Source organism: Chloroflexota bacterium (assembly GCA_020850535.1).
Classification (GTDB): domain Bacteria; phylum Chloroflexota; class UBA6077; order UBA6077; family JACCZL01; genus JADZEM01.
In genome coordinates this window covers 1-17,305 of record JADZEM010000117.1, presented here as the reverse complement: position 1 = coordinate 17,305, position 17,305 = coordinate 1, and the positions used below count along the sequence as shown (strand labels likewise).

16 protein-coding genes are annotated in these 17,305 nt (G+C 68.6%); 2 read left to right on the top strand and 14 right to left on the bottom strand.

The genetic code is table 11. The annotated features are described in order from the left end of the window. Positions 1 to 115: 115 nt before the first annotated feature. The 4 genes from IT306_16330 to mraZ are packed head-to-tail and all read right to left on the bottom strand — an operon-like array spanning position 116 to position 3,741. Positions 116 to 1,852 carry a penicillin-binding protein 2 gene (locus IT306_16330; protein ID MCC7369995.1) on the bottom strand — a complete coding sequence of 579 codons (1,737 nt, stop codon included), beginning with the start codon at positions 1,850 to 1,852 and terminating at the stop codon, positions 116 to 118. A 6-nt stretch (positions 1,853 to 1,858) separates the two neighbouring features. Further along, complete coding sequence (locus IT306_16325) at positions 1,859 to 2,320, bottom strand: hypothetical protein (protein ID MCC7369994.1); 462 nt, start codon at positions 2,318 to 2,320, stop codon at positions 1,859 to 1,861. After that, on the bottom strand, positions 2,317 to 3,228 hold the full coding sequence (gene rsmH, locus IT306_16320) for a 16S rRNA (cytosine(1402)-N(4))-methyltransferase RsmH (GenBank protein MCC7369993.1): 912 nt from the start codon (positions 3,226 to 3,228) through the stop codon (positions 2,317 to 2,319). The genes IT306_16325 and rsmH overlap by 4 nt, the downstream gene beginning before the upstream one ends. 60 nt (positions 3,229 to 3,288) lie before the next feature. Beyond that, positions 3,289 to 3,741 (bottom strand): division/cell wall cluster transcriptional repressor MraZ, encoded by a 453-nt coding sequence (mraZ, locus tag IT306_16315; GenBank protein MCC7369992.1) that lies wholly within the window; start codon positions 3,739 to 3,741, stop codon positions 3,289 to 3,291. 555 nt (positions 3,742 to 4,296) lie between these two features. Here mraZ and IT306_16310 point away from each other — a divergent pair. Next, on the top strand, positions 4,297 to 4,854 hold the full coding sequence (locus IT306_16310; protein ID MCC7369991.1) for a hypothetical protein: 558 nt from the start codon (positions 4,297 to 4,299) through the stop codon (positions 4,852 to 4,854). 318 nt (positions 4,855 to 5,172) lie between these two features. Here IT306_16310 and IT306_16305 read toward each other — a convergent pair whose 3' ends face one another. The 5 genes from IT306_16305 to IT306_16285 all read right to left on the bottom strand — a co-directional run bounded on the left by IT306_16305 (position 5,173) and on the right by IT306_16285 (position 10,038). Then, entirely contained in the window at positions 5,173 to 5,892 is a 720-nt protein-coding gene (locus IT306_16305) for a hypothetical protein (protein MCC7369990.1), read from the bottom strand. Positions 5,893 to 5,938: 46 nt separating this feature from the next. Further along, complete coding sequence (locus tag IT306_16300; protein ID MCC7369989.1) at positions 5,939 to 7,189, bottom strand: glycosyltransferase; 1,251 nt, start codon at positions 7,187 to 7,189, stop codon at positions 5,939 to 5,941. 267 nt (positions 7,190 to 7,456) lie between these two features. Next, complete coding sequence (locus IT306_16295; GenBank protein MCC7369988.1) at positions 7,457 to 7,753, bottom strand: hypothetical protein; 297 nt, start codon at positions 7,751 to 7,753, stop codon at positions 7,457 to 7,459. Between the two features lie 192 nt (positions 7,754 to 7,945). Then, the gene (locus IT306_16290) at positions 7,946 to 9,112 is read right to left on the bottom strand and encodes a hypothetical protein (protein ID MCC7369987.1); all 1,167 of its coding nucleotides are present in this window, start codon (positions 9,110 to 9,112) and stop codon (positions 7,946 to 7,948) included. Positions 9,113 to 9,162: 50 nt separating this feature from the next. Then, positions 9,163 to 10,038, bottom strand: coding sequence for a flap endonuclease (locus IT306_16285; GenBank protein ID MCC7369986.1), 876 nt, complete (start codon positions 10,036 to 10,038; stop codon positions 9,163 to 9,165). A gap of 162 nt (positions 10,039 to 10,200) precedes the next feature. On the opposite strand from IT306_16285, the gene IT306_16280 reads away from it, so the two are divergent. Further along, positions 10,201 to 11,811 carry a thiamine pyrophosphate-binding protein gene (locus tag IT306_16280; protein ID MCC7369985.1) on the top strand — a complete coding sequence of 537 codons (1,611 nt, stop codon included), beginning with the start codon at positions 10,201 to 10,203 and terminating at the stop codon, positions 11,809 to 11,811. Positions 11,812 to 12,003: 192 nt separating this feature from the next. On the opposite strand, the gene IT306_16275 is transcribed toward IT306_16280, so the two are convergent. The 5 genes from IT306_16275 to tcuB all read right to left on the bottom strand — a co-directional run. Then, on the bottom strand, positions 12,004 to 12,624 hold the full coding sequence (locus IT306_16275) for a nitroreductase family protein (protein MCC7369984.1): 621 nt from the start codon (positions 12,622 to 12,624) through the stop codon (positions 12,004 to 12,006). Positions 12,625 to 12,650: 26 nt separating this feature from the next. After that, positions 12,651 to 13,721 carry a 2-dehydropantoate 2-reductase gene (locus IT306_16270; protein MCC7369983.1) on the bottom strand — a complete coding sequence of 357 codons (1,071 nt, stop codon included), beginning with the start codon at positions 13,719 to 13,721 and terminating at the stop codon, positions 12,651 to 12,653. A gap of 477 nt (positions 13,722 to 14,198) precedes the next feature. Next, a complete protein-coding gene (locus tag IT306_16265) occupies positions 14,199 to 14,495 on the bottom strand; it encodes a hypothetical protein (protein MCC7369982.1) in 297 nt (98 codons plus the stop codon). Between the two features lie 197 nt (positions 14,496 to 14,692). Then, positions 14,693 to 16,324 (bottom strand): thiamine pyrophosphate-binding protein, encoded by a 1,632-nt coding sequence (locus IT306_16260; GenBank protein MCC7369981.1) that lies wholly within the window; start codon positions 16,322 to 16,324, stop codon positions 14,693 to 14,695. A gap of 854 nt (positions 16,325 to 17,178) precedes the next feature. Continuing rightward, a partial coding sequence (gene tcuB / locus IT306_16255; GenBank protein ID MCC7369980.1) for a tricarballylate utilization protein TcuB occupies positions 17,179 to 17,305 on the bottom strand: 127 nt, incomplete at its 5' end.

Below are 17,305 nucleotides of genomic sequence, written 5' to 3'. Positions count from 1 at the left end.
ACGCAGCAGCCAGCCGAACAGTTCCAGCGGCCTGCCGCGCCTGCGCGTACGACGAGACACCACCGACCGCTCGCAGCCGCGCGTGTCAGAAAGACGGCGTGTCGTCGCTGATTTACTATCGACCATTCTGGCTCGTCGGGATTCTATAGTACGCCGCAAGCTCGCTGCCGACCCGCTTGAGCACCGGTGCGGCCACCACGCCGCCGTAGATTGCCTCCGGCGCATCGAGCCGAATCAGAATCGAGAGGCGCGGCTGATCGGCCGGCATCAGGGCCACGATGGAGGCGAACGTCTTGCCCGAGGTGTAACCCAGGTCGGTCGGGAAGTCTGCCGTGCCCGTCTTGCAGGCCACCCGCATCCCGGGGATCCGGTACGGCTGCAACCCTGGTTGATCGCAGACCGCGATCATCATCTCGCGCATCGTGGCGGCCGTCCGGGGCGAGACCGCCTGCCGCAGCTGACGCGGCTCGACACGCTGCAGACCGTCCGGACCGTTGACCTCTTTGACGATGGTCGGGCGCATCAGGACGCCGTTGTTTCCGAGCGCCGACACGGCGTTGAGCATCTGGAGCGGCGTGACGGCCATGCCCTGCCCGAAGGCGTTCGTCGCAAGATCGACGACGGTCCAGGCCGGGTCATCAGGCGTACGCATGGTGCCGCGCACTTCGCCCGGCAGCTCCACGCCCGTTGGCTGGCCGAACCCGAACAGCGAAAAGTAGCGGTAGAGGTTCTCACGGCCCAGCTCGCGGGCAGCGTAGTAGGTGCCGACGTTCGACGAGCGGATCAGCACTTCGGTCATCGAGATCGTGCCGTTGGCGCGCAGGTCCCAGTTCTTGATGATCGTCGGCGGCTGACCGCGCGCGTTCGGGAAGGTAACGATGCCGGTATCGTTGATCATCGTCTGAGGCGTCACCAGCCCCATCTCGATGGCCCCCGCGACGGTGATCAGCTTCATCACCGACCCGGGCTCGTACTGGTTGGTGACGCCGACGGCCTTGTGCAGCAGCGCGTCGCCGGGCCGAATGGTCATCGGGTCGCTGACCGAGAACGTCGGGAGGCTCGCCATGCCGAGAATCGCGCCGGTCGACGGCTCCATCACCATGATCAGCCCACCAGAGGCCTTGTTGGCGCGGACGGCTTCTGCCAGCTCCCGCTCGAGCGTGCGCTGCACGAAGCGGTCGATGGTCAGGATGAGATCTGAGCCGTCACGGGGAGCCTCCACGACCCGCCGCGCCAGGATCAGCTCCTTGTCGGTGGTGTCCGCTTCGGTCTCGATCAGGCCGGGGACGCCCGCGAGATCGCTCTCGAAGAAGTACTCGAGGCCGGCCAGCCCCTCGCGATCCCGCCCGAGAAAACCGAGGATCTGCGGGGCGAGCGAGCCCTCCGGATACTGTCGAACGGGGTGCGGCTCGACCAGCACGCCGTTCAGCCCCTGGCGCTCAACCTCGTAGCGGACGGCGTCCGCGACCGCCGCCGGCAGGTACGATTTCACGACGACCGGATCTGCACGGTTCAGGTCGATCATCGCCAGCACCTGCTGCGGCTGCATCCCGAGCAGGCCGGACAGCACCTGAGCGGTCAGCTCGGGCTTCTGCACCTGGCTGCCGGTGATGGTGACCTCGTCCATCTCGATGGACACGGCCAGCGGATTGCCGTTCGTGTCGAAGATCGAGCCGCGCCGAGCCTCGACTGGGATCGAGCGCTGGTGGCTGCGCGTGGCCTGCCGCCGCAGCTCCTCGCTCTGGAGCACCTGAAAGGTGTAGAGGCGATAGACCAGCAGGAAGGCGCAGCCCAGGAAGAGTGCGCCCAGGAGGAAGATGCGGGGGCGGAGGTTGGCGTTTCCCGATTGCATACCGATCTAGTCGCCTCGTGTCAGCTTCTCGGCCACGGCGGCGAGGGCGGCGGACCACGACGGGCCGTCCTTGACCGGCTGGGCCGGCAGCGGCTCGGCGGCCCGCCGCAGCAGGCGCGACTCGCGCGGGGCCGGGGCCGTGTCCATTCGCACGGACATCGCCTGGGCCGGACGCTGCATCCCCATCCGGTGGACCGCCTCATGCTCGATCCACGCCAGCGAGCGGGCCTTCGCGATCTCCGCCTCCAACTGCTGGTTGCGGTTGACCCACGCGGACCGCTCACGCTCCAGTTTCTGGATCTCGTAGCCCGTCGTCAGGGCGCCGCCCGTCTGGAGGAGGTAGGCCGGCGGCAGCAGCGCCAGCAGCCCCAGCACCAGGAGCAGGGCGCGGCTCATCCGCTTCACGCGCGTGGGCGACACGAACCGAGCGGACAGGACGCCAGGATGGTTCGGGGCGACGGCGCTCACAGGGGATGACCTCCGGGAGAAGTCCGCTCGGCGACGCGCAGCTTGGCGCTGCGGGCACGGGGGTTTCGCATCACCTCGGCATCCGAGGGCGCGATGGGCTTGCGGGTCAGTTCGGTGAGCGGGGCGCTGGCATCGCCGCCGGCCCGGAAGAACTGCTTGACCCGCCGGTCCTCAAGCGAGTGAAACGAGATCACGGCGAGCCTGCCGCCCGGGGCCAGGATGCTGGCAGCGGCTGGCAAGACCGCTTCCAGTGCGCCCAACTCGTCGTTGACGGCGATCCGCAGCGCCTGGAACGTCTTGGTCGCCGGATGCACGCGCCCACGCTTCGGCCCGAGCGCCTCTTCGACCGCGCCGATCAGGTCGGCGGTGCTGGCGAGCGGCGCGCGCTCACGCCGCCGCACGATGCTCCGGGCCACCCGCCGCGAGCGGTGCTCCTCGCCATACTGGTAGAGCACGTCCGCGATCTCGCCCTCATCGGCGTGGTTCAGCAGATCGGCCGCCGACTCTCCGCGCGTCGGGTCGAACCGCATATCGAGCGGCTCGTCGTGGCGAAAGGTGAAGCCGCGTCCGCCGGCGTCCAACTGCCGCGAGGAGATGCCGAGGTCGAGCAGGATGCCGTCGACCGGCCCGAAGCGCTGCTCGGCCACCACGTCGGCCACCTGCCTGAAGCTGGCGTTCACGAGCACGACCCGGTCGCCGTAGGGCGCGAGCCGGGCAGCGGCCACCGGCAGCGCATCGGGGTCGGCGTCCAGCCCGAGCAGCCGGCCGTCCGGCCCGGACGCCTGGAGGATGGCCGACGCGTGGCCGCCGTTGCCGAGCGTGCCATCCACGTAGCGGCCGCCGGCGCGGGGCCGCAGCCACGCCAGCACCTCGGCAAGCAGCACGGAGACGTGCTCGCCTGGGGCCAGCGGATCGGGCGGGAGGTCGGCCGGGCGTCGAGACGCGGTGCGTGCAGGCACATCAGCACCTCAGATCCCCAGGCTGCCGGACTGATCGGTCAGCAGCGCGAACGCGGCTGCCGTGGACGTTGTCTCGGCGTCGGCCTGGGCCTCGTCGTCCTCCCAGGCCTCCTTGCTCCAGAGTTCGATGCGGGTCTGGAGGCCGGCGACGACCACCTCGTTCTTGAGGCCGGCGTACTCCCGCAGGGCTGGCGGGATGATGATCCGCCCGAGCTTGTCAGGGACCATCGAGTCCGCTCCCGCGAAGAAGTGACGCTGTAGACGGCGCGCATCGGGCTGGAGCGACGGCAGCGCCAGGATGCGCTCGCTGAGCTTGCTCCACCCTTCCTGGGTCAGCAGATAGAGGCAGCGGTCGGCACCCTTCGTCAGGTAGACGCCGTTGGAGAGGTACTGCCGATAGCGCGCGGGGATCGCGAGCCTGTTCTTGTCGTCGATGGTGTGGACGACGTGGCCAAGAAACACGGGTCAAGCCCCACCGTGGGGTTGCAGGCCAGAGGATTGCCACCATGTTGCCCCACTCATCGCCACATTTCCCCACCGTCGAGGGGATTGTATGCCTCGTGCGGGGGCAGGGCAACGGCAAATCGTGCACGCGCACGGCAGATTGGGCGCATGTGACGGCCACGTGACGTGGCGGAAACGTTGCGCCGCCGAGCCACTCGGAGCGTTGCGACGCCCGCGTCGGAATCCGGCATGGGCGATGTCTGGCCTCACCAGCGCGGGATCCGACGCGCGCGCGGTGCGACGCCGTCAGGCTCGGAACAGGCTGGTTGTCCGTGCCGCGATATGCCAGCGCCAGCCCGACCACTAGACTGCGCACAGGTACTCGCAAGACCACGCGACAGGGCGCTCCAGACCAGCAAGCAGGCGCGAGCGGGTGTGAGGAGCCGTGACAGCGGACCGTCGAGGCGAGGGGATCAGGGTCGGTGTGCGCAGCACTACGCTCATCCAACGAGGCATTCCGTCGTAGCATGCGAAACCTGAGTCGTCGCGAACGAGCGCGAGAGGACAAGGTACATGGACACCAGGACAGACATCGGGCTACCTGACACGCTGACGCTGAACTACAAGGGTTCGGGCTTCGAAATCGTCAGACGGTGGTTTGACTTCACGACGATCATCATGACCGTCTTTGTCATCTTCTGGGACGGCTTTCTCTGCCTCTGGTACTCGATGGCCGTCAGCGCGGCTCACGTCGATCTGACCGCGTTGCTCTTCCCGCTCGGCCATCTGGCTATCGGCGTCGCCCTCACCTACCGCACGCTGGCTGGCTGGATCAACGCAACACGCGTCACCGTCGATCAGGGCTTCATTTCCGTTCGGCACGGGCCGTTGCCCTGGTACGGGAACAAGAACTTTCTTGGTGGAGATCTCAAGCAGCTCTACTCGAAGGAGAAGATCTCCAACGGCCGCAGCACGAGGTCAGCGACCTACGAGGTCCATGTCGTCACGAACTCTGGGAAGACCGAACCACTGGTGACGGGCCTTGACTCGAGTGAACAGGCGATCTTCATCGAGCAGGAGATCGAGCGACACTTCCACATCGAAGACGCGCCTGTTCGCGGCCAGATCTGACACGGCTCCGGCAGCTTCGACTGCAGCGAACTTGACGAGCGACTGCGGCGAACTTGACGAGCGTCGATGGCCGCCGCGGCGGGTGGCAGCAGGAGATCCGCACCGCGAGCGTGCGCGAGCCTCAAGTACAGGTCCGGCTCGCGCACGCTCGCGGTGCGGATCGTCGTCCCTGGTGCAACTCGCTGCATGCAGACGGGCCGTCGCCGCCCGCGGCGCCGCGCCCCGTCGTGTGCCGTGAGACCGCCTGACGCTTACCACGACATTCCTGGCGCTTCTGACATCTGACACGGTGAGCTGGGCGGTGCAGACGGCCCGCGACTAGTTCAGCAGGTAGAGGAACCGCCCGCAGCTCTGGCAGGTCACCAGTTGTTCGCCTTGCCGCAGCCGCTGTTCCTGCGCCGCGATCATCGAGACGCGGCACCCCTGGCAGGTCCGCTGCTTCACCTCGGCCACGGCGAAGCCGCCGTGCCGGACGCGCAGGCGGTCGTAGGTGCGAAGGGGCTGGGCCTCGATCTGGGTCCGCAGCTGATCCCGACTGGCGGTCGTTGCGCGAACGGAGGCGACGAGATCCTTGCGCTCGGCGATCAGACTCGCCTCCAAGGTGCGGCGCTCGGCCACGATGGTCCGCAGGGCGGCCTCAGCCTCGTTCAGCTCGTTTCGGGCGGCGTCGAGCTTCTCGATGACCTGCAGCTCAGCGGTCTCGCCGACGGAGATCTGGCGGCGCAGGTCCGTCCCACGATTCTGCAAGTCGGTCAGCTCCTTGGGGTTGGCGATCTTGCCGCCGTACAGCTTCTGTTCGTTCTCGGCCAGTTGCGCGCGGGCCGTTCCGAGCTTGAGCTCCAGGTCCTTCTGCTCGGCGTCCAGGCTCTTCACGGGCAGGGCGGCGCTCTGGTGCCGCTGCTTCGCCGCCTCGAACTCGGAACGGTCCTGCAACGTTGCATCGATCGTGGCGACGCGGTCGCGACCGTCGTCGATCTGGCTGTCGAGAGCCTGGAGCTGGCGAAGCAGTTCGAGCGCCTTCAGCACGGCAGTCCCCATTCGTCCACCCGGAAGCCCTGCCGCCGCCTGCATGCGCGCGCCGCGTTCATTCGGCGCTGCCGACCAGCCCGACACCCCGGGAAAGCAAGCTGTCGTAGACGGTGACCGTCTTCTCGGCCGCCGCGTCCCAACTGTACTGGTGCGCCGTCTCCAGCGCGCCTCGACGCATCCGGGCTGCGGCCGGCGCGTCCGTGAGGATGGTGCGGATGCGTTGGGCGAACAGGTTTGGATCGCGCCAGGGCACCAGCGCGCCGTTCTCGCCGTCGCGGACCACCGTCGCCAGGCCGCCCACCCGCGACGCGACCACTGGCGTGCCACAGGCCATCGACTCGACGGCGACCAGCCCGAACGACTCGTAGGTAGATGGCATCACCGTGACGTCGGCTGCGCGGTAGTACTCCGCCAGTTGCGTCTGCTCAACCGCGCCGACGAACTGCACCACCGAGCCGAGGTCGAGGTCGCGCACGATCTCTTGCAGACGGCTCATCTCGCGCCGCTCTTCGCCAGACTGCTGGCCCGTCCCGCCGACCACCAGCACCCGCAGGGGACCGATCTCCGCGCGGAGCGTCGCAGCGGCTCGAATCAGGATGTCGATGCCCTTCAGCCGCTGGATCCGGCCCACAAAGAGCAGCGTCGGCTGTGGCCCCAGGCCAAGCGACCGACGTGCCTCCTCGCGCGAGCCCGGCCCGAACGTGTCCAGGTTCACGCCGCCCGGCACAATCGAGATCTTGCGCGGGTTGGCTCCGTACGCTTCGAGCATGTGGCCGCGGTCGATCTCGGTGGCGGCGATCAGCCGGTCGGCGGTCGCCATCGTGCGCCGCTCGATGTCCACGCGGATCTGCTGCTCCAGCTCGGCTGAGTCCTGGGCCACCCGGTTCTTCAGCGCGCCGAGCGTGTGGAACATCGCCACGACCGGCGCGCGCCAGTGCTCCTTGAACAGCGAGGAGAGGCGCCCGGACAGCCAGTAGTGGCTGTGAATCAGGTCGTAGCGCGCTCCAACAAAGTTGCGGTAGCGTTGGATGTTGCAGGCCAACTCGGGGAGGTCGTCCACCACCGCGTACTTGTCACGATGGCGCGGCGCACCCGCGTCCACGTGAATCACCCGCGTATGGTTCCCCAGCTCGACGACGGTAGGGACGTCTGGATCCTGCCGGCGCGTGAAGACGTCCGTCGCCACGCCCATGCGCCCGAGTCCACGACAGAGCTCACGCACGTAGACGTTCATGCCTCCCGTCTCCCAGCCGCCCAGCGGCGCAAGGGGACAGGTATGAACGGACAGGACCGCGATGCGCAGCATCCATGGCTCCTTCAGACGCCGACCTGAGCGAGGGCGGCCATGTGCAGAGGCTTGCAGCGCGGCCACCGTGCACACACCAGCAGACGGGCCAGCTCAGGCTGCCCCGCTGGCGAATGGTAGCATCGCCGTTCTACCCCAGCAATGAAGAGAACACAAAAGAGGCGGCGCATCTTCCCGATGCGCCGCCCCCGTTGTGTTCCTCGTGTCTGCGCGTCAGCCCGCGCCGGTTCCCGCGCGACGACTGGGCGCGAGCCGAGCCGACTCCCGCTACTTGAACGCCCGGATGACCAGTGGCACCACGGTCTCGGCGACGCCGGCCGTCAGCTGAATCGCGCCAACCGCGATATCCTCCGGCTCCTGGCCCTCGAAGCTCCCCACGAGGTCGCCGATGATCGGCACGTCGCCGATGCCCGAGCCTGAGTCGTTGTCGTTGTCAGCGCTCCTCTCGTTCTTCTTCTCCAGCACCGCCGCCTCAGCCGCGCCCGGGCTGACCGACGTGCCGATGACGGCCAATCCGATCGCCAGTGCCGCCGCGCCGCGCAGGATTCGTGTCGGCAGAATCATGGTCGTGCTCCCTGGTTGATCTCGGCGGCGCACGGTCAATCGAGCCGCCAGCGTTCCACTGCTGCCCACAGCCTACGACCAGTCTACTGACGGGGCAGGCGAAAACCGGACACTCTGGCTGTTCGCTTGCTGACACCAGGCCGAACTGGTCCCGCACGAACGTGGGGCCGGCGTGAGGCTGGCCGCCTCGCGCTACAGGCCGACCGCGTAGGTGGTGCCGCGGTCGGGCGCCCAGATGATGGCGTCGGTACGACCGCCGCTCGGTACCTCGAACGTCAGCCAGCCTTCCAGCACTCCGCCGACCGGCACCAGCGTGGAGTAGGGGAGCGGCGAGGCGCCGCCAGCCAGAGGCTCGACGCGCGAGCGGTCGGACAGGCTCAGGCGGAACGCGCCCCGGTAGACGGCCAACGGCTCGTCGCCGTTGTTGACGATCTTGACCTGGACGGCCGCCAGCTCCATGCCATCTCGGGGGCGGTTGCCGATCTTGTTGGGCATGCCCCGGTCCGTGCCTATCACGGTGAGGACGGCGTCCTCCGCTTCGATGACGTTGCTGCCGGAAGGCGCTCGGATCGGGGTCGCAGTTGGCACGACGGTCGCGGTTGGCTGCGGGGTGGCCGTCGCCTGGGCGCTCGCGGCGCCCGAGCTTGCAGCCGCCGGGGGCTGGGTCGGGGCGGCCTGCCCGGCGATCGCCACCGTGCGGCGCGTTGCCGTTGGGGCCACCGGCATCAGGGGGGCCGGGGTAGGCGTGGGGGCAGTGTCGGTCACGGCGACCCGTGCCTGTACGCCGGGCGCGACCGGCGCGGGCGTTCGCGGCACGAGCAGGCCGGGCAGAGCAGCGGCCAGCACCTGTTCGTCGGCCGGCACGAGGTACTCGGCTGCCGCCCAGGCGATCTGCCCGTCGAGCGTCTGCACCTGCTTCCAGACCCGTCCATCGGCCTGCTCGTCCTCCCCGATCACCAGCATCGGCGTCCCATCGGCCCAGGTCCGGAGCGGCTCGCCGCCCGGCTCACGGCGGGTCCAGAGGCCGTCGCTGTCGGTCGAGTTGACCACGACCACACTGCGGCCATCGGTCGGCAGGCGCAGCGTCGGTGCGGAGAGCGCGGCCTTCGCCATCATCGGCGTCGCGGTGGGCGCACGGCCCGAGGACGCGCTGACCACGATGGGCGATGCGCCGGCCGGTCGCGGCGTCGCGGTGAGGTACGGCGAGCGCGCCGCGTTGTTGCCGGCGATTCCCGCCACGACGGCCGCCGCGTCCCGGGCCTGGCTGGACGTGCCCTGGGCCGGCGCGCCGCATGCTGACGCGCCTGCCAGCAGCAGGCCGAACGTGAGCGACAGGAGAGGCCACCGAGGGGAAGGCACCGTGACTCCAGGCGAGGCAGATTGCTTCGGCCAGGAGAACGTTGGCGGGGCTATTCAGGTGACTGCCTGCGGGCCTCCTGTATTCTTCTGATCGGGCCGCCGAGCCGGCGGGACTCAGACAGTCGTTGAATCTCCGTCTCGCTCGCCGCGTTGGCACTCACGTCCACGCGAACATCAGATCGCACGGGCACGATCTGCTGCATCAGCGCGATGTACTCGCCGGCGGCTGACAGATTCGCGCTGAGCCGCTTTGGCTGGGTTGGCGCGCTTGCCAGGATGGCCGCCATGTCGGCGTGTGCCTGCACCAGCTTCTGCGCGGTCTTCTCGCCGATCCCGGCCACCCCCGGCAATCCGTCCGATGGGTCGCCCCGCAAGATGGCAAAATCAACATAACGGCCGGCCGGTACACCGTACCTGGCCAGCACGGCGGCCTCGTCGAACGTGGCCAGGTCGGTGACGCCCTTGACCGTGAACAGCACCCGCACAGCCGGCCGGCCGTCGCGGACCAGCTGCAACAGGTCGCGGTCGCCCGTGACGATCTCAACCCCGTCCTCGGGCGCGGCGCCGGCGCAGAGTGCGCCGATGGCGTCGTCGGCCTCCCAGGCCTCGGAGTGGGCCGTCGTCTCGCCGAGCGCGGCCAGCGCCTCCGCGAGCAGCCCGAACTGGGGTGGCAGCTCCGGCGGGTCTTCCGGGCGGTGGGCCTTGTACGGCGGATACACCGCCGCACGGGAGGCCGGCACGAACACGTCGTCGTAGACGTGGATCAACTGATCCGGCTGGCGCGAGGCGTACAGGCGCGCCGTCATATCCAGATAGCCGTGGACGGCGTTCACGACCATCCCATCCGGGGCCTTGATCGACGTCGGCAGGCCGAAGAAGGCGCGGTACAGCAGGCTTGACGTGTCGAGCAGCAGGCGGCGGGCCATCGCGCCTCCAGGAGCATGCGATTGAGGGGGTCTCTGCTCAGAACGAGCGGAGACCGGTCTGGCTCCGCGGACGGCCTGGCTCCGCAGACATGACTCCCCGTGCCGGTGTACGCTCCCTCCAAGGTCGGCCGTCGCTGGCCGCCAACGCGCGGGAGGGTCCGCATGGCAACGACCGTTGAAGTGATGGCCGAGGCGTTTCAGCAGGCCGGAACGCCGTTTATCGTCGGGCACCCGGGCGGGGAGTCCGTCGAGCTGATGGAGGCCGCCCGCAATCGGGGGATGCGCTTCATCCTGGTCAAGCAGGAGTCGGCCGGGGCGATGCTGGCCGCCACCTGGGGCGATCTGACGGGCGCTCCGGGCGTCTGCCTCTCGACCCGTGCCCCGGGCGCGGCCAACATGGTGAACGGGGTGACGCACGCCTGGATGGACCGCAGCCCGCTGATCGCGATCACCGATCAGTACGGCCCGGCGACCTATGCCACCGGCCTCCGTCAGCGACTCGATCAGTTAGCCCTGTACGATTCGGTCACCAAGTGGAACGCCACGCTCGCGGCGCGGACGGTTCGTCACACCCTGCGGCGAGCGCTGCGCGTCGCCACCGCGCCGGCGCCCGGACCGGTCCAGCTCGATCTGCCCTCGACGGAGACACTGGCAGAGGCCGCCGACTTGCCGGCCGACGTGTCGTTGTTGCCCGAGCTGGCCCTGCTCCGTCCAGACCGCGCCAGCCTCCAGCCGGCGCTCGATCTGCTGGCCAACGCCCGCCGGCCGATCGTCCTGGCCGGCCTCGGCGCGCTCTGGGACCGTGCGAGCGGCGGCGTCCAGGCACTGGCCGAAGCGCTCAACGCGCCGGTGCTGACGACGACCAAGGGCAAGGGCATCGTTCCGGAGGATCACCCGCTGCGGGCCGGCGCGCTGATCGGCGGCCTGATCGAACGGGAGATCGTCGATCAGGCCGACCTGATCGTCGCCATCGGGCTGGATGCGGTGGAATTGCAGCCGAAGCCGTGGCCGTACCGCTCGCCGGTCCTGGCCCTCAACAGTGTCCAGAGCACCGATGCGCTGGTGCCGGCCACGCTGGAAGTGGTCGGCCGCCTCGGCCCGATTCTCGACAGCCTCGTGGAGTTCGCGCCGGCGGCGTCCACCTGGGGCGAGGTCGCGGCGCGGGCCTACCGGCAGCAGCTTGCCGATGCGCTCGAGGTCCCGTCACACGGTCTCGCGCCGGCCCGGCTGGTGGAGATCGCCCGCGATCTGTTGCCGCGCGATGCCATCGCCAGTTGCGATGCTGGCGCGAGCCGCCTGCTGGTCGTGCAGAAGTGGCAGGCGTACGCCCCGCGCGACTTCCTGACCTCAAACGGCCTGGCGACGATGGGCTACGCGATCCCGGGCGGCATGGCTGCGAAGCTCGCTCATCCGGATCGCCCGGTGGTCTGCTTCACGGGCGACGGCGGCTTCCTGATGGCCGTGGCCGAGCTGCACACCGCCGTCCGTGAACGACTCCCCATCGTCGTCGTGGTGTTCGACGACCAGGAGATCGGGCTGATCCGCGTCAAGCAGGAAGTCAAGGGGATGGAGCCGTACGGTATCAGCCTGGGCGGCATCGATTGGGAGCGTCTGGCGCAGGGCGTCGGCGCGGACGGCATCACCGTGGAGAGCGAGGCTGCCCTCGCCGACGCCCTGACGGCCGCCGTCCGATCCGAGCGCCCGGTGGTGATCGGTGCTCGGATCGACAAGTCGGGCTACGTCGCGCAGTTCAACGCGCTGCGCGAGCTGTGAAGAGTCGAGAGGCAGTCGAAGTATGTCATTCTGAGCGAAACGAGCTTGCGAGCGTAGCGAAGAACCTCACCCGCAGGCCGTCGACGCCCGCGTCAGCGGGTGAGGTTCTTCGCTGCGCTCAGAATGACATGGGGGAATCGCGTCGTTGTCACAAGTTGACGGTCTACGGGCACACCCTGTTCGACCCACGTCCTACGACCAGGGCACCGGCTCGCCCCAGCCGTTCAGGTAGCTGACCTCGGCGGTCGGCTTGCGCGTCGTCGGCCCGAAGTTGCCCTTGGGGTAGCCAATCGGGATGCAGAACTGGAACGTCGCGTCCTTCGGGATGTTGAACATCGCGTAGAAGCGGTCCATCACGCACTCGTGCAGCGTCGTCGGGACGCTGCCGATGCCGAGCGCGCGCGCGGCCAGCATCAGGTTCTGGGTCGCCGGCAGCACCGAGCCACCGCCGGCCCCGTTCGCGCCGAAGGCGAAGATGATGCAAGGAGCGTCCTTGATGTCTTCGGCAAGCTGGGCCGCGTTCCGGTACGACGTCCCGTCCTTCGGCAGATCCTCAAACGTCTTCCAGCCCTGGTCGGACCGCTTGGCCCACCACGCTTCCTTGTAGAGTGCGCCGAACGCGCGGATCTTGTCTGGATCGGTCAACACCATGAAGCGCGCCGGCTGCGAGTTGCCGCCGTTGGGGGCCTTGACGGCCGCTTCCAGGATCAGCCGAATGTCGTCCATCGGGATCGGGTCGGTCTTGAGGCGGCGCGTCGCGCGCTGGGTGAACATCGCCTCGCCGACAGGCATCGAGAGCTTCGAGTAGTCCATCTGTTCAAGTGCTCCTTCCGGGCCGGTCAGGCCGGGATCGCCTGGGCGACGGGCAGCAGCTTCGCAATCGGATCGAGGTTCTTGATGTCCGGCTGGAGCGTCCCGACGCCGTGTCGGTTGACCTCGAGGACGATGGCCTCGTTGAACGGCGTGGCGATGCCGAGCCGCTTGCCCTCGGCCACCACCAGCCCGTTGAGGTCTTCGATCTCGGTGCGCCGGCCCCGGATCACGTCCTGCAACAACGAGGGCCGGCCCGCGCCCGTCGAGAACCTGGCGCCCGCGATCAGGTCTTCTTCGAGCGATGCGAGGTTCTTGCCCTCGGCGCCGTCCACGTAGCGCTGCGGAGCGATGGTGTTGATCGCCTCGACCTGGTGCCCGGCCGCCCGGGCGACCTTCACGACCTCAGCCGCCACGTGGATCGAGATGCGGCGGGCCGTGGCGTTCGTCCGCAGCTCGGCGGTGCCAAGCCCGCTCAGGCCGGCCACCGGATTGCCCATGCTGTTGGCCGCCAGCTTCGACCAGCGCTCGCCGAAGAGGTTCGTCGTCAGTTTGGTGTTGGTGACAGCGTTCATGATCTCGACCAGCTCGCGGGCGCGCGGCGTGTCCTGCCCGTCCAGCTCGCCGATCTTGAAGCCGATCCGGTCCGTGCCGACGGGGTCAGTCCGCAGCGCCACGCCCGGCTCGTAGAGGCCGGCGCCGATGGTGATGACGCAGCCGAGCGTCCGGTGGCGTCCGGCCACCGCGGCGACGCGCTCGTCGTTGATGCCGTTCTGGAAGTCCACGATCACACCGTCAGGCTCCTTCAGGAACCGCAGGATGAACATCGTGGCCCACTCGGTGTCGTACCCTTTGACGGCCAGGAAGGCGGCGTCGAACGGCTCGGTGATGCTCTGGGCCTCGTAGAGGTGCAACGCCTTGAACGACCCGGCCGGCACGACGTAGTCCGGCCAGGTTCCTGACAGCTTGAGGCCCGTCGTCCGCATCGCCTCGACGTGGGCCGGCCACTGGTCGATGAAGGTGATGTCGTGGCCGGCGCGCGCCAGCATGCCGCCGACGTTGCAGCCAATGGCCCCTGCGCCCATGATCCCGATACGCATCAATCCGCTCCCATCGCGCTGAGCTTCACGAGCGATAGTGGTCCGGGCGCGACCTCCCGGTCAAGGCGGCGGACGCGAAAAGCCCCGGCCAGTTGGGCCGGGGCTGCGTCGTTCGCGCGGGGAGAGTCAGCGTGCGCCAGTGGCTCGGCAGGCGTGCATCGCAGGGTCGCTCGGTGCCCATCGTCATCCCGACCGCGGCGAGGCACGAGCACACCCCTCCGTCATCCCGACCGTCGCGAGGCACGAGCGGAGCGGGGATCTTCCCAGGGTGACGGACGACTGACGAGGAAGATCCCTCGACTTCGTTCGCACGCTCACTCCGCTCGGGATGACGGTGAAGGGAGCAGCCTCACGTCGCTCGGGATGACGGGGGAGGATCATCAGGCTTGCCCTGAGCATGCCGAATGGGTCGCTTCGCTCGGGATGACGGGGGAAGCGTCGAGTGACCCGACCCGGTCGTTCACGACTTCCAGGCCGCTAGATCATCACCACGTTGCCGGTGAAGCCGTCGCACATGCCGAGCACCTGCTTCGGGCCATTGCGCGTCCGGATCGTGAAGGTCACGATGTCGCCCGGCTTGTAGGTCTTGCCCCCGGATTGGCAGGTCTTGTCCAGGCAGCCGAGCCTGTCATCCCAGTAGAAGCCGCGCCGCTTGCACGACTGTTCGGGCGTCTCCTTCGGTGCTGCGAGCACCAGCCCAGACGGCGAGGTCAGCATCACGATACCCAGCGTAGCAGCGATGGCAGCGGTGCGAAGCTTCGTGCGAACGTTCATCGGGCTCTCCTTGTGCCAGGGTGGTAGTCCCCAGCGTAGGAGACTGCCCAGGACACATCAGTTGAGCACGGAACATTCGCGACGTTAGGAGGCTGACCGGGCCTGTTCCGGAGCCAACAGGGGCGGAGCGGCGAGGTTTGGGCGAACTGGCTGCCGCCAGGGGCGGTAGCCGCCTGGCGATTCCGACGCCTGGATCGCTACGGCGTGCCCGGGATGCGCCGGTACTCCTCCTGGTCGAGCACTGCCTCCACCAGGAATGGCCGATTTGCCCTGACGGCGGTCTCCAGTGCCCGCTGAAGCTCAGCGCTGCTCTCGGCCCGCAGCGACTCGATCCCGTGGACCTTCGCCAGCCCGCAAAAGTCGATCCGCTGGAAGCTGGTGCTGACCACCGAGTAGCCCCGCCGCTCCTGACGGCGCTTGACCTGCGTCAGACTGGAGTCGATCATCACCACCAGCACCAGCGGCAGATTCAGGCGCGCCCAGGTCGCCAGCTCGCCGGCGTACATCAGCAGGCCGCCGTCGCCGCTCACGCTGACGACGGTCCGATCCGGGCAGGCCAGCTTTGCGCCCATCGCGCTGGCAAGGCCGTACCCCATCGGCGAAAGCCCGTTCGTCACCACGAACGACTTCGGACCGTACGAGCGCCACGCCTGGCACGACAGCGACTTGTGCGCGCCGACATCGCAGCTGAAGATCGCGTCGCGCGGGGCGGCGGCCCGCAGCAGCGTGAGCACCGACTGCGGCGGGATGCCATCCGACTCCTGGTGCTCCGTCGAGACGCCGAGGTTGTGGTCGATCTCGCCGAGGACTTCCGCGGCAAGCTCCGGCCCCCAGGTGCGGCTGCCGCGTCCGCGTTCGGCCAGCGTCCTCAACATGGTGACCGGGTCGCCGTTGAGCGCGTGGGCCACGGGCTGGAACGTCGGGTCGCTGGCGCCGGCCGCCGCGATGCTGACGACCTTGCCGCCGCCCCTGTAGGTGCCCATGTTGTCCCAGCCGTCAACGCCGATGGTCAGGACGGTGTCGGCCTCGTCGAGCAGCCGCCGCAGCGGATCGTCGTACCAGCCGAACATCCCGACGTAGAGCGGGTGATCGGCCGGTACCTGTCCAATCGCCTCTGGCGAGACGCAGACGGGCGCTCCCAGGGCCTCAACCGTTCGCAACAGGTCTGCGTTGACGTCCAGGTGATTGAGGCCCGGGCCGACCAGGAGCAGAAGCCGCTTCGCCTCGGCCACCGTGGCCGCTGCCGCCTCGATCTCGGCCGGCGATGGCCGCGGCAGCGGCTCGGGCCTGACCGGCGTCTGAATCAGCCGCTGCAGCGTCGCGTCGTCCTGCGCCAGCGTCTTCGTCTGCTCGCCGGCCGACGACGGCAGGTAGACGGACCCCGGCAGGCTGGCGGTTGCGGTGCGGACGGCGCGCGGCAGCAGGTCGGCGGCGTTGGCGGCCGTCAGCTCCTCCGCGAGCTTACTGATCGGTCGGTAGAACTCGACCACCGGCAGGTGCTGATGGACGTACGACGCTGCCGTGGTCGCGTCGATGTGCGAGGTGAAGCAGAGCAGCGGGGCACGATCGAGCAGCGCCGCCGCCACGCCCGACGTGATGTTCGTGACGCCCGGCCCTTTGGTTGCCAGGGCCACGCCGGGCACGCCGGTCAACTGCCCGACCGTGTTCGCCATAAACGCGCCGGTGTTCTCGTGGTGAGTCAGCACGAAGCGGATGCCGGCCTGCTCCATGCCCTCGATCAGGTCCATCACGTCGCTGCCGGGGTGCCCGAACGCCTGCTGGACGCCCCGCGCAGCCAGGAATCGTCCCACGAACTCTGCTGTCTTCACCGAGAATCCCCTTCCCGTCCGACGGCTTTCAGAGGCATGCTGAGTGTGCAGCGTAGCCGAGGATCGACGGTGGCCGCTAGTGGCTTGGCAGGCGTGAATCGCAGGGTCGCTCGGTGCGCATCGTCAACTTGACCCCATTCGGCAAGCGCGCGAGGAACGACCTCCCCTCCGTCATCCCGACCCCATTCGGCAAGCTCAGGGCAAGCTACGCGAGAAACGAGCACACCCGTCCGTCATCCCGACCGCGGCGAGGCACGCTGTCACCCCTCCGTCATCCCGACCGTAGCGAGGAACGAGCGGAGCGGGATCTTCCCCAGGTGAGAGACGATTGACGAGGAAGATCCCTCGACTTCGTTCGCACGCTCACGTCGCTCGGGATGACGGGGGAAGCATCGAGTGACCCAACCCGGCCGTTCACGACTTCCGGGTCACGAGCCGCTGGCTGCACTGGGGCGCCCCCACCCGATACACCGCAGCGGGGCGGGGGGTGAGGGGGCTATGACCGCGGGAATTCGTCAAAGGTCATCAACCCCGGACTGCGCCTGGATTGACGGCGGCGGACGCGATCCACAATTCTGCAGAAGCCTGGACGGATATTCCGCTCTGGATCGGCTGCTCGGTCGGCCTTCTGGGCAACGAATTGGTGGCGCCGTACCGGATTCGCACGGGCCAGCGCATCGGCAGCGCGGCCCTGGTCACCGCCGCCGACCTCACATTGACCGCCGCCCATGACGTGGCCGGGCAGATCCGCCACGCCATGCGGTGCGCAACGCGGGCGTCAGGTCCATCCCGGCTGACGCCCGAATTCTGTCAAAGTGTCAGGTGGGGGATCCCCCGCCCGACACTCGAAACGATCAGTGGCCGCCGACGTGCAGCGCCGCGGCGCGGCGCTCCTCGATGGCGTTTCGGACCAGCGCCGAGTAGCGGTACACCACGTGGGCCAGCTTGCCGTACGGGATCATGATGAAGAAGGCGGCCACC

Bases quoted from the DNA above. Each gene is read 5' to 3' on its own strand.
- IT306_16275 (MCC7369984.1), bottom strand. From the start codon at position 12,624: ATGGACTACTCGAAGCTCTCGATGCCTGTCGGCGAGGCGATGTTCACC.
- IT306_16330 (MCC7369995.1), bottom strand. From the start codon at position 1,852: ATGCAATCGGGAAACGCCAACCTCCGCCCCCGCATCTTCCTCCTGGGC.
- IT306_16265 (MCC7369982.1), bottom strand. From the start codon at position 14,495: ATGAACGTTCGCACGAAGCTTCGCACCGCTGCCATCGCTGCTACGCTG.
- IT306_16300 (MCC7369989.1), bottom strand. From the start codon at position 7,189: ATGCTGCGCATCGCGGTCCTGTCCGTTCATACCTGTCCCCTTGCGCCG.
- IT306_16305 (MCC7369990.1), bottom strand. From the start codon at position 5,892: ATGGGGACTGCCGTGCTGAAGGCGCTCGAACTGCTTCGCCAGCTCCAG.
- IT306_16295 (MCC7369988.1), bottom strand. From the start codon at position 7,753: ATGATTCTGCCGACACGAATCCTGCGCGGCGCGGCGGCACTGGCGATC.
- IT306_16310 (MCC7369991.1), top strand. From the start codon at position 4,297: ATGGACACCAGGACAGACATCGGGCTACCTGACACGCTGACGCTGAAC.
- IT306_16280 (MCC7369985.1), top strand. From the start codon at position 10,201: ATGGCAACGACCGTTGAAGTGATGGCCGAGGCGTTTCAGCAGGCCGGA.
- IT306_16270 (MCC7369983.1), bottom strand. From the start codon at position 13,721: ATGCGTATCGGGATCATGGGCGCAGGGGCCATTGGCTGCAACGTCGGC.
- IT306_16285 (MCC7369986.1), bottom strand. From the start codon at position 10,038: ATGGCCCGCCGCCTGCTGCTCGACACGTCAAGCCTGCTGTACCGCGCC.